This window comes from [Clostridium] celerecrescens 18A (assembly GCF_002797975.1).
Taxonomy (GTDB): Bacteria; Bacillota; Clostridia; order Lachnospirales; family Lachnospiraceae; genus Lacrimispora; species Lacrimispora celerecrescens.
This window is the reverse complement of record NZ_PGET01000001.1, coordinates 5,053,755-5,077,149: the sequence shown is the minus strand read 5'-3', so window position 1 is coordinate 5,077,149 and position 23,395 is coordinate 5,053,755. Positions and strand designations below refer to the sequence as shown.

Annotated in this window: 22 protein-coding genes; 4 read left to right on the top strand and 18 right to left on the bottom strand. The window is 45.6% G+C overall.

Translation table 11 applies throughout. The features are described from left to right. The first annotated feature begins 52 nt into the window (after nucleotides 1–52). On the top strand, nucleotides 53–1,471 hold the full coding sequence (locus H171_RS23130) for a cell wall-binding protein (RefSeq protein WP_100307214.1): 1,419 nt from the start codon (nucleotides 53–55) through the stop codon (nucleotides 1,469–1,471). Nucleotides 1,472–1,533: 62 nt separating this feature from the next. On the opposite strand, the gene H171_RS23125 is transcribed toward H171_RS23130, so the two are convergent. The 9 genes from H171_RS23125 to H171_RS23085 form a co-directional block, all read right to left on the bottom strand. Then, a complete protein-coding gene (locus tag H171_RS23125; RefSeq protein WP_100307213.1) occupies nucleotides 1,534–2,865 on the bottom strand; it encodes an efflux RND transporter periplasmic adaptor subunit in 1,332 nt (443 codons plus the stop codon). A gap of 4 nt (nucleotides 2,866–2,869) precedes the next feature. Next, complete coding sequence (locus tag H171_RS23120) at nucleotides 2,870–5,215, bottom strand: ABC transporter permease (RefSeq protein WP_100307212.1); 2,346 nt, start codon at nucleotides 5,213–5,215, stop codon at nucleotides 2,870–2,872. After that, nucleotides 5,215–5,919 (bottom strand): ABC transporter ATP-binding protein, encoded by a 705-nt coding sequence (locus H171_RS23115; RefSeq protein WP_100307211.1) that lies wholly within the window; start codon nucleotides 5,917–5,919, stop codon nucleotides 5,215–5,217. Before H171_RS23115 ends, H171_RS23120 begins: the two co-directional genes overlap by 1 nt. A gap of 224 nt (nucleotides 5,920–6,143) precedes the next feature. Continuing rightward, complete coding sequence (locus H171_RS23110; RefSeq protein ID WP_100307636.1) at nucleotides 6,144–8,417, bottom strand: xanthine dehydrogenase family protein molybdopterin-binding subunit; 2,274 nt, start codon at nucleotides 8,415–8,417, stop codon at nucleotides 6,144–6,146. Nucleotide 8,418: 1 nt separating this feature from the next. Further along, nucleotides 8,419–8,883, bottom strand: a complete 465-nt coding sequence (locus H171_RS23105) for a (2Fe-2S)-binding protein (RefSeq protein WP_100307210.1) — start codon at nucleotides 8,881–8,883, stop codon at nucleotides 8,419–8,421. Continuing rightward, nucleotides 8,884–9,660: an FAD binding domain-containing protein gene (locus tag H171_RS23100; protein WP_100307209.1), complete on the bottom strand. Its 777-nt coding sequence runs from the start codon at nucleotides 9,658–9,660 to the stop codon at nucleotides 8,884–8,886. A gap of 191 nt (nucleotides 9,661–9,851) precedes the next feature. Then, nucleotides 9,852–10,754 (bottom strand): SDR family oxidoreductase, encoded by a 903-nt coding sequence (locus H171_RS23095; protein ID WP_100307208.1) that lies wholly within the window; start codon nucleotides 10,752–10,754, stop codon nucleotides 9,852–9,854. A 142-nt stretch (nucleotides 10,755–10,896) separates the two neighbouring features. Continuing rightward, nucleotides 10,897–11,118 carry a hypothetical protein gene (locus H171_RS23090; protein WP_100307207.1) on the bottom strand — a complete coding sequence of 74 codons (222 nt, stop codon included), beginning with the start codon at nucleotides 11,116–11,118 and terminating at the stop codon, nucleotides 10,897–10,899. Nucleotides 11,119–11,120: 2 nt separating this feature from the next. Next, entirely contained in the window at nucleotides 11,121–11,486 is a 366-nt protein-coding gene (locus H171_RS23085) for a solute carrier family 23 protein (RefSeq protein ID WP_100307206.1), read from the bottom strand. Between the two features lie 197 nt (nucleotides 11,487–11,683). On the opposite strand from H171_RS23085, the gene H171_RS23080 reads away from it, so the two are divergent. Continuing rightward, a complete protein-coding gene (locus H171_RS23080; RefSeq protein ID WP_100042944.1) occupies nucleotides 11,684–11,854 on the top strand; it encodes a DUF1540 domain-containing protein in 171 nt (56 codons plus the stop codon). Nucleotides 11,855–11,930: 76 nt separating this feature from the next. On the opposite strand, the gene H171_RS23075 is transcribed toward H171_RS23080, so the two are convergent. The 7 genes from H171_RS23075 to H171_RS23045 form a co-directional block, all read right to left on the bottom strand. Continuing rightward, a complete protein-coding gene (locus H171_RS23075) occupies nucleotides 11,931–12,716 on the bottom strand; it encodes an OmpA/MotB family protein (RefSeq protein WP_100307205.1) in 786 nt (261 codons plus the stop codon). A gap of 11 nt (nucleotides 12,717–12,727) precedes the next feature. Next, a complete protein-coding gene (motA, locus tag H171_RS23070; RefSeq protein WP_100307204.1) occupies nucleotides 12,728–13,531 on the bottom strand; it encodes a flagellar motor stator protein MotA in 804 nt (267 codons plus the stop codon). A gap of 208 nt (nucleotides 13,532–13,739) precedes the next feature. Further along, complete coding sequence (gene glyA / locus H171_RS23065) at nucleotides 13,740–14,987, bottom strand: serine hydroxymethyltransferase (protein ID WP_100307203.1); 1,248 nt, start codon at nucleotides 14,985–14,987, stop codon at nucleotides 13,740–13,742. Between the two features lie 141 nt (nucleotides 14,988–15,128). Then, nucleotides 15,129–16,847, bottom strand: coding sequence for a single-stranded-DNA-specific exonuclease RecJ (recJ, locus tag H171_RS23060; protein ID WP_100307202.1), 1,719 nt, complete (start codon nucleotides 16,845–16,847; stop codon nucleotides 15,129–15,131). Further along, nucleotides 16,807–17,877 carry an MCP four helix bundle domain-containing protein gene (locus tag H171_RS23055; RefSeq protein WP_100307201.1) on the bottom strand — a complete coding sequence of 357 codons (1,071 nt, stop codon included), beginning with the start codon at nucleotides 17,875–17,877 and terminating at the stop codon, nucleotides 16,807–16,809. Before H171_RS23055 ends, recJ begins: the two co-directional genes overlap by 41 nt. Next, the gene (locus H171_RS23050; protein ID WP_242977060.1) at nucleotides 17,849–18,634 is read right to left on the bottom strand and encodes a M48 family metallopeptidase; all 786 of its coding nucleotides are present in this window, start codon (nucleotides 18,632–18,634) and stop codon (nucleotides 17,849–17,851) included. The genes H171_RS23055 and H171_RS23050 overlap by 29 nt, the downstream gene beginning before the upstream one ends. 166 nt (nucleotides 18,635–18,800) lie before the next feature. Further along, nucleotides 18,801–19,427 carry a cyclic nucleotide-binding domain-containing protein gene (locus H171_RS23045; protein WP_100307634.1) on the bottom strand — a complete coding sequence of 209 codons (627 nt, stop codon included), beginning with the start codon at nucleotides 19,425–19,427 and terminating at the stop codon, nucleotides 18,801–18,803. Between the two features lie 85 nt (nucleotides 19,428–19,512). Between H171_RS23045 and H171_RS23040 the strand changes: the two genes are divergently transcribed. Then, a complete protein-coding gene (locus H171_RS23040) occupies nucleotides 19,513–20,178 on the top strand; it encodes a YczE/YyaS/YitT family protein (protein WP_100307200.1) in 666 nt (221 codons plus the stop codon). Then, complete coding sequence (locus H171_RS23035) at nucleotides 20,156–20,827, top strand: YjjG family noncanonical pyrimidine nucleotidase (protein WP_100307199.1); 672 nt, start codon at nucleotides 20,156–20,158, stop codon at nucleotides 20,825–20,827. The genes H171_RS23040 and H171_RS23035 overlap by 23 nt, the downstream gene beginning before the upstream one ends. Before the next feature lie 89 nt (nucleotides 20,828–20,916). Here the strand turns inward: H171_RS23035 and H171_RS23030 are convergent, their stop codons facing one another. Together H171_RS23030 and H171_RS23025 are read right to left on the bottom strand one after the other, a co-directional pair. Continuing rightward, on the bottom strand, nucleotides 20,917–21,693 hold the full coding sequence (locus H171_RS23030; RefSeq protein ID WP_100307198.1) for a response regulator transcription factor: 777 nt from the start codon (nucleotides 21,691–21,693) through the stop codon (nucleotides 20,917–20,919). Continuing rightward, nucleotides 21,693–23,387 (bottom strand): sensor histidine kinase, encoded by a 1,695-nt coding sequence (locus H171_RS23025; protein WP_100307197.1) that lies wholly within the window; start codon nucleotides 23,385–23,387, stop codon nucleotides 21,693–21,695. Before H171_RS23025 ends, H171_RS23030 begins: the two co-directional genes overlap by 1 nt. Between the last annotated feature and the right edge of the window lie 8 nt (nucleotides 23,388–23,395).

The window sequence follows — 23,395 nt, the reverse complement described above, 5'->3', positions numbered from 1 at the left end:
AAGACCTGCTGACAAAGTTAACAAAAAGGGTTCTTATGAAAGGAGAACAAACATGAGAAAACAGAAACTTAGATGGCTTATTCCCTGCGCTGCAGCGATTTTTACCATAGGTGCATCCATGACCTCCTTCGCCGCACAGGGTTGGTCACAGGAAAATGACACCTGGGTATACTACGATTCCAATGGAGACGTAACTACCGAATCCTGGCGCAAATCTGGAGACAATTGGTTCTATCTGAATGAAGATGGCGAAATGGCTACCAGTAGCTTAATTGAATCCGATGACAATTACTATTATGTAAACTCATCAGGAGCCATGGTGACAAATGAATGGCGTGAAGTTACTGCCGACCAGGATGAAGAAGATGCTCCTGATACTTACTGGTACTATTTTGGAAGCAACGGAAAAGCATTTAAAGCTTCTACTTCCGGCAAGACCTCCTTTAAATCCATAAAGGTTGCTAACGGAGAGTCCCATAACTATTCCTTTGATTCAGAAGGCAGAATGCTGTTTGGCTGGGTCAATGAAGACTCCACACGCCAGACCGGAGACGACGCTTGGAAGGACGGAACCTATTACTTAGGCGATTCCTCTGACGGTGCTCAGGCGAATGGCTGGAAATCCATTGAAGTAGAAGATTCAGAAAATGAAAAAGACAATTTTAATGGAGCTTACTGGTTCTATTTCGGTACCAACGGCAAGAAGGTAAAGGATACCACCAAAACCATCAACGGCCAGAAATACCGTTTCAATGAAAACGGAGCTGCTGAATCCGAGTGGTATGAGATGGCATCCGCTTCAACAGCAAGCAATGCAAACCAATATTACAATCTCCCAGAACAGTGCTGGCTTGCAAAAGGCTGGTTCAAGACCGTTCCTGGTGCAGAGGTTGATCAGGAAGCTTATGATGACGGTACAGAATACTGGTTCTACGCTTCCACCAACGGACAGCTGACAACAAGCCAGATCAAGACCATTAACGGCTTAAGCTATGCATTCAACGAAAAGGGTGAAATGCTTCAGGGCCTTTATAAGCTGACCTTTGAATCAGGTAAGACCATCGCGACCTACGACGAGATCGAAACTGAAAGCGATTTCCCTGCAGCAGATGATGCAGCAGAGGTTTACTACTTCGGTACATCTCCTAAGGAAGGCGCTATGGCAACCGGCAAGACAACCATTGATATTGACGGCGAGAAATACACCTACAACTTCCGTAAGGCTGGAAGCAACAAGGGTGCCGGTTATAACTCCATCACTGATGACAGCATCTATGTACAGGGAAGACTCATCAAAGCTGACAAAGATGAAAAATATAAAGTAGTGGAATACAATGAGAAAGAGTACTTAGTCGGAACAAGCGGAAAGCTTGCAAAGAGTAAGACAAACATTCAGGATGGCGACGGTAAATACTATAAGACCAACAGCGACGGAACCATCAAGGAATCCAGCTACGATAAGATTAAGTAAATCCATATAAAAAGGGCGGCAGCATTGGAGACTCCATGCTGCCGCCCTTTTATTCCTTAGGATTATGAACCGGCATACACCTTCGCCCCTTCATAAATTTCTTCTGAATCCACATGATCAATGACTTTCTGCCCCTCAGTCAGGCCTTCCTTTATAACCGCCTGGGATGAGGTCTTGTATTCGACTTCCACCGGAAGCTTTTCTGCTTTTCCATTATTGATCACAAACACATAATTTTGGTCATCCAGCTGGAAAACAGCGCTTGAAGGGATCACAAGCTTATGTTCTCCCTGATAAAGAGTGAAACGGATGTTGGCTCCATACCCTTCCTTTCCTTCCAGATCCATGTTCTCATCCAGATCGATTTTCACATGCACCCTGTATTCATCCATTCCCAGAGCAGAGGTCCCTTTGGCCGCATAGTCATAGACCTGACTTATGGTTCCGCCATACATTTGATCCTGATTCCTAAGCTGCAGGATCACTGTTACCTTATCTCCCGTGGAAAGATAGGGGGCAATGCTGGTAAGCACGTCAGACTCTGCCTGAATCTTTCCACGCCCGCTAATGGTTACGGCAGTTTCCCCTGCCTGTATGTAAGACATATCCTTAACCGGAAGGGATGTGATAACTCCATCTCTGTCTGCAGTTACCACACACTTTTTTAACTTGTCTTCCAATTGTTCCATCGTTGTTTCCTGGGATTTGATCTGGGCCCTTAGCTGCTCCTCCACGCTATCATAAAACCTTCCGTTAATGGTTGTTTCATCAATGCCTCCCGCCTTTAAGCTCTCTAAAAACCGGCGGCTCTCCTCATACCGGCTCTTTGCCTGCTCCCATGCCAGAGAGGCGTATTCATAAGAAGCCCTGTCTTTCTCCCATTCGATCCTGGAAATGCTGCCGGACGAATACAGGGACTGGGAAGCGTCAACAAGCGTTTTTGCGGCCTGATAATCCGCTTCCTTTGCCGACACTTCCGCTCTTATGGAATCCAGATATTCCTGAGGCGAAGATGTCATCACCTGCCCGATCCTGCTCTGCTCCAATTTGGCCTTATACCCTGCCAGTGCGCTTTCACAAAGGGATTTTTCCTGCAATAGGTCCCTTTCATCAACAGTAAATAAGATATCTCCTGCCTTCACACCATCATTTTCCCTGACCTTAACCTCTTTCACCGGCCCTGATGCCTCTGAAACCAGACGGTACTCTCCTCCTGCCGTAATGGTCCCTTCCTCTGTATAACGGTCTTCTACCGCTTCATAAGAAGCTGCCGCAGTTTGCACCGGAGCTCCCTTAAAACTTTTCACTGCAGTATTTCCTATGATCAGTGCAAGGACAATTCCTGCAGCTAAAAAGCATAATTTCTTTTTCCTGCCATCCATTCGGATCTTCATAAGCTTACTCCCTTTCCTTTAAAATATCCGTGAGTCTTATCCTTCTTACAAACCGCGTCTGGGCCAGCAAAGAAACCCCCGCCATTGCAAGACAGGTAAGAAATGCTATCCCATAGCAGGATGGTCGTATAGCCAGTTCAATGGTATAGGAATCCGAAATGACCAAATGCTCCACAAGATATTTGACCCCAAGGCTCCCAAACACTCCTAAGGCAATTCCCAGAATGAAGTAGACTACCTGTTCAAACAGGAGAATCCTTCCGATCTCTTTATCCGTTCCTCCCATGATGATCAGTGTTCCAAGCTCTGAGATCCGTTCCCTGATATTAATCATGGAAATATTATAAATGAGGATCCCTCCCGCCGACACAGCCATAAAGGAAAACATCTGGACCATAGCCATCATGCTGCCCATAATGTCCCGGTAGCTTTGGGTGATGCGTCCAGTATCCACCATCCAAGTCACCCGGCTGGTTTTTAAAAGCTCTTCCCGGACCTCGCTAAGCCTGCCCATTTCCACCTTTAACAGAACGGTTCCAGCCATTGGAACAGAATCAAAAAAGCGGGAAAAACCCTTTGCCGATATATAGCAGCCGCCCCCCAGGCTCTCTTTAATGACAGCTTTTACCGGAACCTTCACCGCTTCCGCCGTCAGGCCAGGAACAGATACTTCCATAACATCCCCTTCCTCCAGATGAAGCTTTTCTGAAATCCTGCTGTTTATGATAATCCCATCCTCCGGCGGATCATAAAACCGGCCGTAGAGATCCATAATCCGCCACATGTCAGATCCCCGGTTCAATCCGTAAATCAAGGCAAATTCCGATAAATTTTCGTGTTTTAATTCCACTGCCTTTTGTATGACTGCTTCGCTTTTCCCTACTCCTCTGATTCCTTCCCCTGCCGACTCCCCGCGGCCGGGGGACACATAGCGGTCCAGGGAAATCTGTATGTCATAGGTCTGTACCTTGCTGAACTGGTCAAAATACATCTGATCCGCTACCCCTTTAAAGGATAAAAGCACGGAAGACATGGAAAAAGGAAAGGCAATGGCCAAAATAATCAAAAAACCGCGAAAAGGATTCCTCACCACAGAGCGCAGGCCCATTTTTTCCATAGCACCAAGCCTGGAGGCCAGAAAACCGGGCAGTCTTAAATTTCCTGCGGAAGCTGGAGTCTTCGCCCTCATGGCCTGTGCTGGAGTGATCTTTAAGATCCCCCTGACCCCCAGGTAAACCGCCAGAAGCCCGGTTCCCACCGCAATTCCCATGCCGCTTATCCTTGTATTCATGTAGCTGTGATAAACCGTATCCGGCAGATTGAAAAAGTCCACATACATCAGAAACATATAACGGCCAAAGGGAACCGCCAGGACGCTTCCGGCCAAAGCACCTAAAACCCCCACCTCAGCCCCCTGATAAAGGTATGCCAAAATCAGCTCCCCATCTCTCATTCCAAAAGATTTCATGGTACCAATCAGGCTTTGATCCCGGTCTATCATCTTTTTTAATACTACATAAAGCATGAACACTGAAATCGACATAAACAGGATGGGAAGCACCGTTCCCATGGAATACAGCTCATGGATCTCTCCCTCTACCATGTTATAGCTTGCCTGATTATCCTTAGAAGAAAGAGAAATCAGACCATACCCGGAAAGACGGTCCATCAGCTGATATCGCACATCCTCATAGGTATATCCTTTTGCCAAACGGAATCCAAGCTCATTCATGGAATCCTTTTTCCCCGTTAATTCTTCCATCCTGTTTTTTTCTATGCAGGCAATGTCGTAAATCTCTCCATCGGGAATCATGGCTCCGCCGGGAGGAATGGCATATATGTATTCCGGCCCGTAACAGGTTCCGGCCAGCTCACATCTCACGCTTTTTCCATCAATCATAAGGGTGAGAGGTGTTCCGTTTCCGTATCCATATAATCCGGCCATCCGGTTACCAAGATAAATGCTGTCTTTTCCCCCGCCCGTCCCTTTTAACATCAGCCGGTTTAAAGAATCCGAGGAATCGTAGGACAGCAGATGCACCGTTACGATTTCCGTCTGGGAAGGGGCAAACAGCCTTACATCAACGGCCATTTTCCCGGAAACTTCCTCAATCCCTGGAATCTCCTTTAACCGTTCCAGATCCACCTCAGAGATTCCTGAAACCTGGGCAAATACGTCAGCCATGGCGCTGCTGTCATAGTAATGCTGCACCTGGTCCCCTAAATTTCTCAATGTGTCCATCATGGCCACATAGACAAATATGCCAATGGCAATGATGAAAACTGCCCCCAGAAAAGATCCTGGATTCTGCCTGGCACACCGGACTACGTTCTTTCGGAAGCTTTTCACTACCAGACCACCTCCTCCGGCTTTAAGGGTCTTTCATTGACACGGATCTTTTCCAGACATCCATCCTTAAAATAAAAAACCCGGTCTGCGATCCCCGCAATGTTCTCATTATGGGTGATCAGAAGCACCGTCTTTTCATACTGTCTGTTAAAATCCGACAACAGCTTTAATATCTGGCTTCCTGTGCTGCTGTCCAAGGCCCCCGTGGGCTCGTCGCAGAGAAGGATATCAGGATTCTTGCACAAGGCCCTGGCAATAGCCACCCTCTGCTGCTGTCCTCCTGACAGCCTGCTTGGAAAATGGCTTGCCCTGTCTAAAAGTCCCACCTGCCCAAGCAGCGTTTCAGGATCCAGAGGATCCTCGGAAAGTTCTGCCGCCAGCTGCACATTCTCAAGTGCAGTCAGTCCCGGCATCAAATTATAAAACTGAAAGATAAATCCGGCATGAGCCCGGCGATAGGCCGTAAGACTCTTTAAATCTCCCCAGGAAAGAGGATTACCATCGTAATAAACAGCTCCGCTGGTAACCGTTTCAATTCCCCCCAATATATTCAAAAGTGTGCTTTTCCCAGACCCGCTGGGCCCCAGAATCACAATAAATTCCCCTCGGAGAATCTCGAACGATACATGCTTTAAAGCTTGGACCTTGACCTCACCTGCATCATAATCCTTGCAGATTTTTTCCGCCCTTATCAAAGCTTCCATAGATCCCTCCCTCCTTTCTCTTTCCCAATCATACACCCTTGTTATACTCAATGCAATCACCTGTTTATATCACAACATGATTGTTTTTATCAACAGACATCACTTATATGTTCAGAAAAAAGAAGGGGAACAAAAAAAGCGCCGGAATCCAGACTTCCGGCGTTTTTTCTTTTATTCCTCTTTTATTCAAGCCATGGTAAGGGCCAGGCACTGATCATTTACTATTACCGCTTCATCCCCCAGTACACCTTTTCTGCCGTAACAGGCAATTCCCTCACTCTCGCCCCTACTGCATTGGCGACTGCATCTGCAATGGCAGGAGAAGGCGTATTGATCACGATCTCCCCAATGGACTTGGCTCCAAAAGGCCCTGTAGGCTCATAGCTGCTTTCAAATTCCACCCGGATATCGCCCACATCCTGCCTGGTGGGAAGCTTGTACTGCATGAAGGAATTCTGCAGCATCTGTCCCTTGGAAGAATAGGTAATATCTTCATACATAGCCATGCCTATGCCCTGGGCGATACCGCCCTCAGTCTGGATCCTGGCCAGATTTGGATTAATGGTCGTTCCGCAGTCCACAACTGCCACATAGTCCAAAAGCTCTACCTCACCGGTCTCCTGATCCACTTCAACCTCAGCCATTCCCACCATAAAAGGAGGGGGTGATACGGGAGAGGTATGGCAGGCACCTGCAGTGAGCATATCTTCATTAAAGCACATGACCTTGTTTCCAATATCTTTTAAGGATATTTCCAGCTCTCCTGAAAGCTGGTAGACCCTCTTTCCGTCAAATTCCAGTGAATCCTCCGGACAGTCAAGATACTGGGCACCTTTTCTTATGATCTTTTCCCGCATTTCTCCACAGGCCTTTACCACAGCCATTCCGGTTAAGTACATGGTACTGGAAGCATAAGAACCGGAATCATAGGGGGAAACATCCGTATCCGTTCCATGGACCGCAATCTCATCAAGATCACATTCCAGGCAATCAGCCGCCACCTGGGCCAGGGTGGTATCACAGCCCGTTCCCATGTCGGAAGCACCGATCATAAGGGTGTAAAAACCATCATCATTCAGGCGCAGCTCCACAGAAGCCACATCAACGCCGGAAATGCTGGATCCCTGCATGGCCATGGCTACGCCAACGCCCCGCACCTTTCCATTTCCCATATCAACCCTGGGATACTTCTCATCCCAGCGGATCATCTCCTTGGCGCGGGCCATACACCGGTCTAAGGCACAGCTGTTTAAGATTTCCCCATAGTAGGCAGGCATGATATCGCCTTCCTTTACCATGTTTAATTCCCTTAATTTTACAGAATCCATTCCCATCTTTTCTGCCAGCTCATTAACCGCAGATTCCACCGCAAATATTCCCTGGGTCGCTCCATATCCCCTGTAAGCACCTGATGACATGCAGTTTGTATAAACAACATCATATGCAAAACGGAAGGCTTTCGGCGTCCGGTACAGGGGAATGGACTTATGGCCGGATAATCCTACTGTAGTAGGGCCATGTTCCCCGTAAGCTCCTGTATTTGACAGAGTATATACATCAATTGCCTGCAGGATCCCATTCTTATCCGCTCCCACCCGTACATGGACTTCCATCTCATGGCGGGGAGAAGAGGCGATCTGAGACTCATACCGGCTGTAGATCATTTTAGCCGGTCTGCCGGTCTTCATTGTCACGATTGCCGGATATACCTCAGCCACCACCGTCTGCTTTGCACCGAAGCCGCCGCCGATCCTTGGCTTGATCACGCGGATCCGGGATTTTGGAATATCCAGGGCATGAGCCAGGATTCTCCTCACATGGAAGGTGACCTGTGTGGATGCCACCATATTGAGACGCCCATAAGTATCCAGATAAGAATAGGCCCGGAAGGTCTCCATCATTGCCTGCTGGTTCGCCTTCGTATGGTAAACCTGTTCCACCACATATTCACACTGCTTTAATACCTCATCAACATTTCCATGCTCTTCACCGCCTGTAGCACATAAATTTCTTTTATTATCCGCACCTACCGGGCAGAGGCTCAGCCAGTCCTCCTCCGGATGGATTAACACCGGATGATCCTTTGCCTGCTTAAAATCCAGTACCGGTTCCAAAACCTCATATTCCACCTTTAAAAGGCGCAGGGCATGGTCCACTGCATCTTCCGTCTCTCCGGCTACAATGACCGCCGCATCCCCAACAAAGCGCATCCTCTGGTCCAGGATCAGCCTGTCATAGGGGCTTGGCTCCGGATAGGACTGCCCCGCCATGGTAAATCTCTTCTGGGGAACATCCTTATAGGTCAGGATACAAGCGATTCCAGCCACCTTTTCTGCCTTTTCCTTGTGGATCTCCTTGATCAGCGCATGGGCATGAGGGCTTCTTAAGACCTTAACGATGAGGCAGTCTCCGGGAGCCAGGTCATCAGTATATACAGGCTTTCCGGTCACAAGGGCCATGGCATCCTTCTTTTTCACAGAAGTATTTACCGTACGCATTTTATAATTCATCCCTTTTTTCTCCTCTGCTTAAATAATTCTTTATGGCCCGAAGCTGTCCCATATATCCGCTGCACCGGCATAAATTCCCGGCCAGGTACTCTTTTATCCCCTGATCATCACAGATTTCTTCCCTTTCCATTGCCAGCACATTCATAATAAGCCCTGGGCTGCAGAACCCGCACTGCTCTGCTCCTTCTGCCGCAAGATAGGATCCAAACGCTTTCGCTTCCTTTTCCACGCCTTCTAAGGTTACCACCTCGCAGCCATTTGCCCTGGCAGCTAATAAAGAACAGGATAATCTTGATTTTCCATTGACAAGCACCGTACAAAGCCCGCAGTTTTCCGTTTCACACCCACATTTCACGCTGTAGCAGCCCTTCCTTCTAAGAAGCTGGAATAAGGTGGTATCATCTGCGATTTCCTCATACTTCATTTTTCCATTCAGTGTAAATTCGATCTCCATTTACCGTTCCTCCTGATCCAGCGCTTCTAAAAGCCTTTTTATATATATTTCAGCCAAATGCTTCCGATAAGCCCCGCTTCCCCTCATATTGGTACCGTAGGTAAAGCCTTCTGATGCCCTTTTGGCAAGTTCTTCTCTTAAACAATCCTGAGTTTCATCAAGTACAACAAGCTCCGCCTTTGCCGGTCTTGCTCCTACCGAGACATAGAGCTTCCCAGACTTTCTGGACGCACAGCAGGCGATCACAGGAAAATCCGTCTTTGATATGCGCTGGGATGCATAGGCTGCTCTTCTTCCATCCTTTTTTATACGGATACGGATCAGGATATCCCTGTCACTCTTCATCCGGCAAAACTCTTCCAATGGAACCAGGCCTCCCTTGTACAGTTCCACATAGGTATCAAGGGCCAGAAGGCAGGTAATGATATCAGAGAATCCAAACCGGCCGAACACGCTTCCGCCTATGGTCGCACCGTTGCGGAACTGGACTCCTACAATCGAACGGGTGCACTCTTTAAAAATGCCGTTAAAGCGTGCATTCAGCCCTTCATGGGTTTCCAGCTGGCGCAGGGTACACATAGCACCGATAGAAAACTCGTCTTCCCTTTCCTCAATCCCATCAAGCCCCAGCCCGGATAAGTCCACCAGAGTCATCCTCACCCGGCTCTGTACCTTCAGCCACATCATGCCTCCGCCTATGACACTGCTCTTTTTCTGATTCAGCGCAAAGGCCTCCTCCAGATTTTCTGCTTTTACATAATTTTTAAATCGTATCATTAGAACTGTCCTCCTGGCTCCCAAGCTCTCATCGTTGTCCGCTAGCCGTTATTCCCTACCTATCAGTAAAGCACTGTTTTACTTATTAGTTTCGCTTATAAAATATGTATTATATATTAGAAAAACCGAAAAGAGTATATCATACTCCTTCCGGTTTTGACAATGGCTTTAAAGGTTTTTTATTAAATTCGTCAAAATTCGACAATAGATTCTCCTATTAAGGCATAAACATATTCAGGACTTGTTTCAAGGCACCTGGAAAATCCTTCCACTGTTTCAGAAAAACTGATCCCATGGGACTTAAGCTTTCCTAAATCCATGGTTAAGTTTCTGGGATTGTCTCCGGCCCCAGTTTCATCCGGGACCACAAGGCTTCCTCTATTCCCGTTTTTATCAAGCATCCGAAAGACTCTGCTTCCTATTTCATAAGCCGAAAGGGTGCTTTCACCGCCAAAATTATAAACTCCGCCAGGCAGTTCCATAGCCGGCTCTAAATTTTTCACAACCTCCTGTACCCAGGTAATGCCGCGGAAATCGGAAGCCGAAAGCCTTATGGGGCGGTTCTGTACCATGGAACTTAACAGATTGGTAAGCAGGTTTGAGTTGCTTTTAAGGCCTCTGACCGGGAAATCATACATCCATGAAAGTCGAAGGCAGACTGCCTCAGGCAAAATCTCCAGAATCTTATCCTCCGCCTGCTTTTTGTGGGCTCCATAAATATTGATAAGAGGGACCTCATCCGTTTCCTTATTCGGTCCTTTTTGTCTGCTGCCCCCATAGACCTGATCCGAGCTCATAAAAAGCAACCTGCTGCCATTTTCCCTGCATGCTTTGGCCATGTTGACGGATCCCCTTAAGTTCACCGCTTCAGAAAGCAACCGGTTCTCCTCGCATACCCTGGTGTTTGATATTGCAGCGCAATGGATCACTACATCAGGATTATGATCCTTTATATATTCCCCTACCGCCTCTTCATCCGTAATATCTAAGTTCCTGTGGCCCACACGGATCACATTATAATCTCTTTCATAATATGCTGCTATTCTTCCTCCAAGGAAGCCCCCGGATCCTGTGATCACGATTTTTTTCTTCATCCTTATCCCTCCCTTTTTTAACAGTATATCACATCTCCCTCCCGGCTCCAACAGCCTGTATGATCTATAAACAGAACAAGACCCGGCCGGCTTATCTGTCGGACAGGGTCTTTTCTTTATATAATAATTGTTGGAATGCAGCTTATTTCTCTGTGGTTTTTTTGGATCCCTGCGGCCTTAAAAAGATACAAGCCAGAACACTTACGATACAGACTGCAGCCACTGGCTCCGCAAAGATAAAACGGAGAGCCGCAGGGAAGTTTTCCTTAACTGAATCTGCTAAATTCCCCACACCAAAACCAAGACCGAGCGTAATGGCAAGGATCAGGCTGTTTATGTCATCTAAGCCTTCCTTTAATACCATCTTTATAAAGCGACTTGTTCAGCCAGCAGCTTTGCCCCAAGTCCCTGCATAGTAGGAACGAATGCAAATGCTGTTCCCATAACGATTGGAAGGCGCGCATCTACCTGAATGATTCCCAATTTCAGCGGGTAAAGCTGAAGAAGGGTGGCAAGTCCGGATACAAACATGGCGCACTGAATCATCATAATCCGTAATTCCGGAGGAAATGGTGCATCCTGTGTGCTCATAGCGCCGGTCAGGATAAAAATTGGAGCCAGGTTACCAACAAACATTGCCATAACATGCTGGAGACCAAGGGGAACCACAACTTTTAACGGTGGTCTGCCGTCTAGTTGGTAAATAAGATCATATTGCTTTGAATTATCCATTACTACACCTCCATATATAGTTGACAGCGAATTTTGTTCTGTTTTGACGAAAAAGAGAATAACACAAAAAATTTTTTTGATTAACTTTTTGTTTAACGGAAATATAACACAGGCCTTCCAAAGAAAAAATTGCCATAATAATTCAGCTGATTTTGACCACAATATAGATGTAATAATCAATCAAGGAGGGTTTACCCATGTTAGTAAACGGAAAGAACGAATGTATCGAATGCTCCATCGATAATTGCGCTTATCATGCAAAAAGCGAAGATTATTGCACGCTGGAGAGAATTAAAGTGGGAACTCATGAACAGAATCCTACAAAAAAGGAATGCACTGACTGCGAATCTTTCAAGAACCAGGCATAACTGCAGCAAAATTTAATTTCCTCCTAAAAAACTGCGCGGCATAAATGCCGCGCAGTTTTTCATATTATTGAAATATTTATTTCACTAGCTGTTCTTCCAGATTATCGTATTTTGAACTTAGTACAATGACATCAATACGCCTGTTTTTCGCTCTTCCTTCCGGTGTATTATTGTCTGCCACAGGTTTAAACTCACCATAACCGACAGCAATTAGCTTGTCTGGCGAAAAATTACATTTATTAATAAAAATCTTTACAACATTGACAGCTCTTGCAGTAGATAATTCCCAGTTAGAAGGATAGTTGCTGCGTTTGATAGGAACGTTATCAGTATGGCCCTCAACACGTATATAATTATCAATCGTATTCAGTAAGCCTGCAACTTCAACCAACGTATCCTCACTTTGTTTCTTAATTTCCGCACTTCCAGAGTCAAAGAATATGGTATTATTTAGTCTGATTACAAGACCCCGCATATCAATCATGGTTGATACCGATTGATCCATGCCTTGATTATGTAGTTTTGTATCAAGTTCGGTCTTTAAATGTTCCAGCTTTTTGAGTTCATACTCTCCCAAAAAGCTCTCCAGCTCGCTTTGTGTCTCAATATTTAACGGACCGCCTGCCGGTGCTCCGGTTCCACCGGAACCAGCTCCCGATGCCACCCCGGCAGCATAGCTTTTATCCATCATGGCTCCTGCAAACTGTTCGGAAATTTGCTGCGCTTTTTCGGAATCGATCTTACTGACAGCAAAAAGTACAATAAAAACTGCCAGCAGCAAAGTCATTAAATCCGAATATGGCAGAAGCCATGCTTCGCCTGCTTCTTCTTCCTGGCGTACATGCTCTCTCTCTTTTGACATACGTGATCACCTTATCCCTTTTTACCCTGATCAGACGTCGGGTCCTGCTCAGATAATTTTTTCTGCTTGGATTTCGGAAGAGCGGCAAGCAGCTTTTCCCTGAGTATAAAGGGGGAATCACCATGTTGCATGGATAGCACACCTTTTATAATAATTTCTTTCGCCATTACTTCCTGCTGGCTTTTTACTTTAAGCTTTTTTGCAAATGGGTTCCATAACACGTATCCGGTGAAAATACCAAGAATCGTTGCAATAAACGCCGCAGCAATTGCTTCGGCCATACGTTCTGTATCGTTAATTGATGACATCGCAGCGATTAACCCAAATACTGCACCCAAAACACCCAGGGTAGGGGCATATGTACCTGCCGATGAAAAAATACTGGCATTGATTTCATGTCTCTTTTCCATTGCAGAAATTTCAGTTTCTAAAATCTCTTCGATCAGTTCTTCCCCGGCACCGTCAACAAGCAAACGAATACCCTTTTTTAAAAATGGGTCCTGAAGTTCTTCTGCCTTGGCTTCCAGGGACAAAAGCCCCTCTGAGCGGGCTTGTTTTGATAGATCATACATTAATTCAATCATTTCCGCTTCAGAAGATCCTTTTTGTTTTGTAAAAAGAACCTTAAACAGCGATCCGATAGATTTAATATTCTGCCCTGGAAATGAATTCAAAATTGTAGCGATAGTTCCGACAATAATAACAAAAAAAGCTGCTGGGTTAATAAGGACTGAAAATTCAATGTGCTTAAAAATCATGGCGCCGACAACGGCGACAACGCCTACTATAACTCCCAGGATGGTGGTTATTTCCATAGTTTCTCCTTTGTGTAATCCGAATTAGTAGTTATTCTATTTATCAGGCTGAGAAGGTTCAATACGCTCAACCCGTTATAGTATAATATATTTGTTACTTATGGAGTATTAAATAATCGTTAAAAATACGAAAAGGCTGCCATGAAAGAGTTCTTATCAGATTAAAATCCGATGTAAATTCTCTCATGGCAGCCTCTCTTATATTCCTTTATTCATACAGCGGATATTTCTCACAGATCTTTGTTACTTCACCTCTAATGTAATCAGCTTTACTTTCAAAATCCGTAGCAGCCAACCAGATGCACTCTGCGATTTTTTCCATATCCTCTTCCTTTAAACCTCTTGAGGTAACAGCCGGAGTTCCCACGCGGACACCGGAAGTCACAAATGGGCTTCTTGGATCGTTTGGCACTGCATTTTTGTTTAGAGTAATATAAACCTCATCACAGCGGTTCTGCAGTTCCTTTCCGGTTACCTCCATTCCTCTTAAGTCGATCAGCATCAGATGATTATCTGTACCGCCTGTCAGGATGTTGAATCCCTGCTTGATCAGGGCAGCAGCCAGAGCCTTCGCATTTTTCACCACCTGCTCCTGATAAGTCTTAAACTCAGGCTTTAAGGCTTCCCCAAAGCAGACGGCCTTACCGGCGATTACATGCTCCAAAGGACCTCCCTGGGTTCCTGGGAAAATAGCCTTATTGAAGTTAAATTTATCCGCAGCTTCCTGATTAGCTAAAATCATTCCGCCTCTCGGTCCACGGAGAGTCTTATGCGTGGTCGTTGTCACTACATCTGCATAAGGGATAGGACTCTCATGAACTCCTGCCGCAACAAGGCCTGCAATATGTGCCATATCTACCATAAGATAAGCGCCCGCCTTGTCAGCAGCCTCCCGGAATCTCTTAAAGTCAATGGCTCTTCCGTAGGCACTGGCACCCGCAACGATTAATTTTGGTTTGTGTAAAATGGCAAGCCTTTCCATCTCATCATAATCAAGAAAGCCTTCATCATCTACGCCGTAAGGGATAATATTAAAATACAAACCGGAAAAATTAACAGGGCTTCCATGGGTTAAGTGACCGCCATGGTTTAAATTCATGCCCATAACCGTATCCCCAGGCTGCAGCATGGCAAGAAAAACCGCCATGTTGGCCTGAGCCCCGGAATGAGGCTGGACGTTGGCATAATCACAGCCAAACAGCTTTTTTGCACGCTCTATTGCAATGGTCTCAACAATATCCACATCCTCACAGCCGCCATAATAACGCTTTCCCGGGTAACCTTCTGCATACTTGTTGGTTAGCACTGTTCCCATTGCCATCATAACCGGTTCTGAAACAATATTTTCCGATGCAATCAATTCCAGATTTCTTCTCTGTCTTGCACACTCCTTTTCAATGGCCTCTCCCACTTCCTTATCATAGCCTGTGATAAATTTCATAACCTCATTTACCATGTCTATTCCCTCGCCTTTCCTTATGTTTATTTAATCACCACAGGTTCGTATTAGAATTCTGCGGCTGAATATTGCACTTCCTGTCACAAGTTTAATTCATAGTGAATCTTTTTGCAAGGTATTTCATCTATACTTTCTCTTCTATAGACTCTTTGGAATCTTATAATTCCTTATTACAATCTGCAGATTCTTATTCCCGTTATATTCATTTACAGCAGGATAATAGATTACATCTAAGACCCGGCTGTCTCCCAGCTCTTCCAAAAAAGAATCTCCGTCAGCAAACAGCATGGCATCCATTGGCGTCCCCTGGTCCGTAGCAAGAGAAAACTTCACAACATTTCTGTTCTTGCCCAAAATACGGACACTTCGGATATAAAGACCTTTTTGGGCAAACAAAGGCTTTTCATTGCCCTGGCCAAATGGCTCTAAGAGCTCCAGCTCATCGATCAAAGGCTCATCTATGTACTCCAGTGGCATGGGAACATCGATCCATACCTTTCGTATGAAATCCTCTTCCGTCAGCCTTGCCTGTTCATTTAAACATTTCCTGAATTCATCCACATGTTCCTTCAGAAGGGATAAGCCGGCTGCCATGGGATGACCACCAAATTTTAATAGCAGCTCTTTCACCTCTACCAGGGCGTCAAACATATGGTAAGTTTCAATGGAACGGCCGGAGCCTTTGACACACTCCTCCCCATCCGTCAGGACAAAAGCAGGTTTCTGGAAATACTCCCGAAGCCGTCCGGCAATGATCCCTGCCAGGGATTCATGACACTCCGGTAAATATACCACCAGAACTTTATCCTCTCCATAAAGGGCTTCCACCTGTTCCACTGCCTCAATGGTCCCCTGTTTTGTCATGGTCTTTCGCTGGTCATTCAGTGCTTTTAATTCCAGGGCCATCTGATCCGCTTCATCCTCCTCCCGGCTAAGAAGCAGGGATAAGGCCAGCTTGGCCGTCTGTAGGCGGCCTCCCGCATTTAAGCAGGGGCCGATTACAAACCCGATCTGATAGGCTGTTATCTGGTCCTTGTCCAGATCGTTCCTTTCAATGAGCTTTAAGAGACCCAGGCTCTTTGTCTGGCCGATCCGTTTAAGCCCTTCCTTAACAATGATCCGGTTCTCATCCTGAAGCTTCATCACATCGCCCACGGTTGCAATGGCAGCGAATTCCACCATCTCAAGCCACTTCTCCAAAGGCACATGAAATTCCTCATAAAGGGCCTGAACCAGCTTATAAGCTACCAATCCCCCGCAGATATCAGGAAAAGGATACTGGCACTCCTCCTGTTTTGGGTTAACCACCGCATCTGCGGGAGGCAGAATCTCCTTACCATCCTCCTTCATAATATCATGGTGGTCCGTGATAAGAACCGTAAGTCCCAGCTCCTTTGCAAGCCTGATCTGTCCCACTGCGGCGATTCCGTTATCACAGGTAAGTATGGTATCAATGCCATCTGCTGCCGCTGCCCGGATAATGGATTCATTGATTCCATATCCATCCTTTAACCGGTCCGGGATCTCATAGTCCACCACAGCTCCCACCTGGGACAAGGCCTGGTACAAAAGATAAGTGGAGCAGACTCCGTCTATGTCGTAATCCCCTACGATCCTTATAGGCCTTAACTGTTCTGTCTTTTCCTTAAGGATCGCCACGGTCCGGTCCATATCCTTAAGAAGGTGAGGGCTATATAGATCCTTTAACCCGCCGTACAAGTATTTCTCCACCGCTTCATGCCCCATCACATTCCGGTTCCTTATGATTCTCGCAGTCACCGGAGTGATGCGGTAGCATCTTGCCATCTCTTCAAAATCAGCCCTTTTTGTCTGAAGCATCCATTTCTCTTCTGCCATGTTTCGTTATCTCCCTGCAAACGGCTCTTTTGGCCAGTTCTTCCTTTTCGTTTTCTGCTGTTAAGTCTTCTGTTCCCCTTTCCTTTCGCTTTTTCGCCGCATCAAGCCGGCTCATTAAGCTGGTAATGGAATAGAGAATGGGTGCAAAATCACCGCGGTATGCATGCTCACAGGTAGATTTCACTTCAAAATTTTCACTTCCGATCTCCCGGAACAGATATTTCTCATCATCGATAATATACTTAAGCCGCTTAATCAGCTGGTTTACGGAATATGTCAGAACTCCGATCTCGTCATTGGAACAGTAGGGAAGGTATACTTCAAGATCTCCGTTGGCAACTCTTCTGGTCCCTTCTACAAGGGCCTTCACGGGCTTATCAATGGCAATTATGATATAAATCACCAGGAGGGATATGATCCCGCTGATCAGGCAGATGGTTATGATTTTCATTTTCGCAAGCTGATCATAAAGATTATCTCCTTGAATGCTGGCCGCCTCGGCTCCCTTGCGGTTAAAATCCGCTACCTTTAAAAGTCCGTTGCTAGCATCATCAAATAGCTGTCTGGAATCCCCTATGATCATATTAAAAGCTTCCTGAGCATGGTTTTGACGGCTTATGACTAGCAGGCGGTCGCTGTACTCCAGATACTTATTCCAATCCCCTTCCGCCGCCTCCATAAGCTTCCTGTCCGATTCGTTGGTGATATAAAGCTTATAATCCGAAAATCCGCGGGCAATATCTTCCCGGATCTGAGCCATTTCTTCCTCCAGACGGTCCATTTCCTTGTTGTCACCGGTAATTGCATGGTTATATTCCTTAATGCGATAGTCTGATGTCCTGGTATTCAGTTCCTCGGCTATGATGATGGCCGGCACCCAGGACTGGGAAATTTCTGTACTTGCTTCGTTGATCTGCCTGGCTGTAATTACAGATTCTGTTCCCATAAAAATCAGTCCTATGATGCTGATTCCTCCTAAAAGCAGGAGCTTTGTTTTAATTTTAATATTTCTGATAAATTTCACCTTCATAACGCTTTAGTTCTCTCCTCCTTAACCGGTAATCCGGTAATTCTCTTTCCACAATCTCCCAAAATGCATTGGAATGGTTCATTTGAATGCGATGTGCCAGTTCATGCACCACCACATAATCAGCCAGTTCTTCCGGAAGAAGCACAAGCCTCCAGTTAAAATTTAAATTCCCACTGGCGCTGCAGCTTCCCCACCGGGTCGCCTGATCCCGTATTGCAATTTTCCCATAGTCGACATTCATGAATGCAGACCAGCTGGCTGCTTTTTCCTCCAGATATCCTCTGGCTTCCCGCCTGTACCAAAGCTTCACCGCCTCTTTAACGGCTGCTTCCTGCTCTTTCTCCTCATAGGACGTAAACGGACCGGAAACCACCAGCCCCTCCTTTGTATCCTCTACACAAAAAGCTTTTTTCTTATGATCGTACTTCATATGAAGAAGCCGGCTGTTTCCGTAAAGAAGTACAGATACTCCTTCCGTCCAATGAAAATCCGTCCTTCTCTCTGACGCTATTCGGATCTTTTCCACCTGTGCAAAGACCCAGTCTCTGTTCTTCTGCGCCAGCTCATGCCCTGCCTTAAAGGGAAGACGCCTGGGAAGCCTAACGATAACCTCTCCAGCTTTCGTGACCTGCAGGGCCATGGTACGCCTGTCTGATTTTATGATCCTGTAAGAACATGTGCTTCCATCACCAAAGGAAATCACACCTGTTTCCCCTCTGCTGTCAGGACCTTTTGCTTCCATATATCTGATTCCCAACCTTTTTTCTTCCTCTTTTCTCTTTCCTCTGCTTAAACTCGTATCCCCAATTATAACGAATAAATGAAAAAGAAACAATACATAACTGAAAGGTCTGAAATGCAAAATAAGAGAACCTGGCAGGCAGGTTCCCTTATAACTGTTTCCTTCATATCACCCTTATCCCTTATGATACGAAACCGTCAGAGATTTCTTCCAGTCTTTCCTGATCCAAAATCCGGTACCCCTTATCCTTTTTTAGAATTCCGTCATCACAAAATTTCTTCATGACAAAGAGTACGTGACGGTAGCTGATATTCATATATTCCGAAACATCCGTATGGGATATGGTGTATTTCCCATTCTGCTGATATTTAAGAATAAAGGAAGCGAGTCTCTTTTCCAATGAATAATTTAAGTATTCACTCAGCCGGTAGCTCCTAACCATCAGCTTATTGGAAATAGAGGACGCAAAATAAAAAGATACTTCTGCCTTCTCTTTGCAGATCTGCCTTAACCGATCCAGTTCAAATTCCAGACAGATCACATCCTCTATTACTTTATTTTCTTTGACATAATCCTCCTGGCGGAATAAGGAAAGTTCCCCCAGCCAGTCGCCCTTGCCCGCAAAATCAAGGATGGACCGGCGTCCGTTTTCATGGTCAATATAGATTTTCACCATTCCCGATAGAATCAGATAGCAATGGGTGATCCTTTCATCCACATGAAAGATATTCCTCCCCACAGGAAAATGCCTTTCCTTCCCGGCCGAAGCAAGGCTTTCTGGTATTTCATATATATTGTATTTTTCCATTTTTCCATCGACCTTTATTCCCAATATGATAATTCTCATAGTCATCAATCTGTATTTATGGTATCATATTCCCGAGGTGAAAACAATGAGCAGAAAAAAAATAAACGACCTGGCCATAACCATTATATCCTTTTTATTCTTTGGCTTCGGCATATCGCTGCAGCTAAAGGCAGCTATCGGGCAAAGCGTCTTAAACGCATTGGCAGTAACATTATCTTACACCATTCAATTGAAGGTTGGCACCATACTCAATGGGATCAATACGCTGTTCTTCTTATCCTATTTACTTTTAAAACGTACCCGCTTAAATTATAAAGATGGGATACAGATTATTGCAACCATTGCAAACGGATACATCATCAACCTGTTTCTGTATCACTTACTTTCTGTTTTTATCGTTGAAAGCTATTTTTACAGAGTGATCCTTTATTTAATCGGTATTATAATTGCTTCCATCAGCCTGGGGGCCGTGCTTGCAATCGGAATCGTAAAATTCCCTCTGGAAAGTATGTGCCTTATCATTAGTGAAGCATATAAAAAGAAGTTCACCGCTGTCCGTATGAGCTTTGATGTGATATTCTTAATTATCACTTTATGCCTGACCTTATTTTCACATACCCCTCTGCAAATAAGGGAAGGAACCGTTATCAGCATTCTTCTCCTGGCACCGCTGCTGGGGATCTGTTTGGACTTTTTTAAAAAACATTTAACTATGGAGGAAAAAATACATGTATCAGATTTATTTACTTGATATTGACAACACGCTGCTGGATTTTGACGCTGCCGAAGAGCAGGGCTTTATAAAGATGATCCAATCCTATGATTTGGAATATCATGACGAAATGCTGTCCCATTATAAAAAGATGAACCGGCACTTATGGGATTTATTAGAGCAGGAAAAGATAGGAAGAGAAGAACTTCTTAATACCCGCTTTCATGAATTCTTCCGTCTTTATGACATGGAAATTAACGGAGAAGAGGCGGAAGGGCGTTACCGTGGTCATCTTGGAAACAACTCCGATTTAATCCCTGGCGCCAGGGAAACCCTGATTAAGTTAAACGAGAGGGGGAAACATTTATACACCGCCTCAAACGGTGTTTATACCACCCAGATCCAGCGACTTAAAAACGCCGGCATCTTTCATCTTTTCGAAGGAATGTTCATATCGGAACAAGTGGGTTATGAAAAGCCATCCCTTCACTTTTTCCAGCACTGTTTTAAAAATATTCCGAACTTTGAAAAGGACAAGACCATCATGGTAGGAGACAGCATATCTTCTGACATTCAGGGTGCAGTTGGTGCAGGCATTGATTCCTGTCTTTTTAGCCGCTCCCCAGAGCCCCTGCCGACAGCCGCAACTCATACCATTCATGATATCACCGAATTGTTAAACTTTTAACCTTTTCTATTCCATCATTACCCGGCAGCTTCCGCTGCCGGGCTTTCTGGTCAATCAGATATTCCCATTCCACGCCCTGCTTGATGAAGTCAAACCCCTTTCATGAACTTTGACGGTGATTTCAAGGTGTACTTCTTAAATACCGCACAAAAATGTTTATAATCCGTAAACCCCGTTGCATCGGAAACCTCACCGATCCGGTATTGCCCGGTATTTAACAGAACAATGGCCTGGGAAATCCGGTACTTGTTTAAAAAGTCCAGGAAGGTCTGTCCGGTCACTTCTTTGAACTTCCGGCTTAAATAGCTGGCGCTGACTCCCAGATTATCTGATATGGATTCCACGCTCAGCTTATCCCCATACCCTGACTTGATTTCCTGGATCGCCTTTGTAACATATTTGTTTTCTGAAAGGTCCAGCTGTATATAGTATTCCAGGTTCATGATCCCAGCGTCTGATTCCGCCTGCTCCATCACATACTCCACCTGGCGGCTGTTTGCGATTTCCTCTCCCAGCCTTTTCATAAGGACCGCAAGCTTTTCTTCATCCACCGGCTTTAGCAGGTATTCACTGACCCCGGCGGATATGGCCCTTCTCGCATATTCAAATTCTGCATAGCTTGTCAGAAGGATGCTTTTAAACTTTACGCTTTTAGAGGCTTCCTTTATCATCTCAATCCCGTCCATAAACGGCATGCAGATATCTGCAAGGACTACGTCAGGCTTATGCTCAAGAATCTTTGAAAGCCCATCCTGTCCATTTGCCGCCTCAGCCACCACCACACAGTCCATGCCCATCCAATCCATGGTATAAATAAGCCCCTTGCGGATAATATCCTCATCTTCCGCTATCATCACCCTTAACATTATAATTCCTCCCTTTGTGCCGGAAGGGTCACCACCAGCGTTGTGCCAAGCCCTTCTGCACTGCGTATCTCCACTCCATAAGGCCTTCCGTAAAGAATTCTGCACCGTCTGTGAATATTATAAAGCCCGGAATGCCGTTTGTTGTTTTCTTCCTGCTCCAATAGAGCCTGAATGTCACTTAAAACCCCTGGAGTCATTCCAATCCCGTCATCCCTGCAGATCATGATCAGCCGGTCCTCGTGAATATAAGCCTTAAGCTCCACCCTTAAATTTTCCTGGTTTCCAAACCCGTATTTGACTGAATTTTCGATCATGGGCTGCAGTACCAGCCTTGGAATCCGGCAGGATAATACCTCTTCTTCCACATCAATCACATAGGAAAACCGTCGGTTAAACCGGTATTTTAAGATCGTTAAATAATTCTCCAGGTGCTCTAAATCCTCCTCCAGGGTAACCTCCGTCCTGCTGCCATCCAGACTGTAGCGCAGTAGGTTAGACAGGCAGAACACCATCTTCCCGGCTGTCTCCGGCTGGATAATGCACATATACCGGATATTTTCCAGAGTATTAAACAAGAAATGCGGATTAAACTGGGATTCCAGCTGCTTATTCTGAGAAGCTGCCACCAGCTCCGTCATCTTTCTGTTATTCTCCATCTGCAGCTTTAAGCTGGCAATGGTTTCCCGGTAGGTATCGGCTATGATCCGGAATTCATTTTCACTTTCTATCTCTATGGAAGCGTCTAAATTCCCATCTCTGGCTTTTTCCATGACATGAAGGAGGAGGTAAAAATCCCTGGTCTTCCGTTCCGTCACCTTCTTTGTGCTGATCAGTACCCATATGGTCATCAGTACAAGAGCCGTTATGATGAGTGCACTGCTAAGCCCCAGGGAAAACACGATATTCTGGATATCCGTTACAGAATAGATTAAAAACATATTATGGTATGCCGGATGAACGGATATGAGAAACATCTTCTTTTCATAAGGCAGATACCTGCCTGCCGTCTCAAGCACCTTTAACACCTGGCTGCTGCTGCTCACCAGATAATAATTGCTGCTTAAATAAACCCAGCCAAACCGGTCTGCAATGATGGTTTGGCTTTCTGACCGGTCAAGCGCAGGCTTAAACTGGCTGCTGTTAATGGTAAATATTAAGTATCCCGCCTTTTTATCTCCCCGCATCACTGCCATACCCATGGCAATATCCCGGTCCGGGCCTTTCCAGGCTTCCATTAATCGGACTCTGGTTTCTCCCGGATTCTCATCCATGGCTCCAAACAATCCCCATCGGATGCCCTCCCTGCCTGATAAGTAATCCGGGATATCCTTTCTTGTAGATAACAGCACCCGCTTCTCGCCGTCAAAAACATACAGATCAGCCTTATAACCCAACTGGTCGGACATCCTGTAAAATTGTTCAAACACGGCCATCCGTCCGGCTGCGCCGGAATCCCTGTCAAAAAGCTGGTCAGAATCCGTAAGCACATCAAGCTTCTCCTCATACCCTGTAAGAACCTTTTCCAGTTCCGCTGCCACGAAAGCATTGTGGGACTCATTCCCGCTTTTTTTCCCATAGAGCAGGACCGCAAGAAAAACCAGGGTACAGATCAGGGTAAAACCTACTGCAGGTATAATGGCATATCCCATGATCAGACGGCGCAGCTCATCTTTGAAATATCGTCCCTTTTTCATGCTCCCTC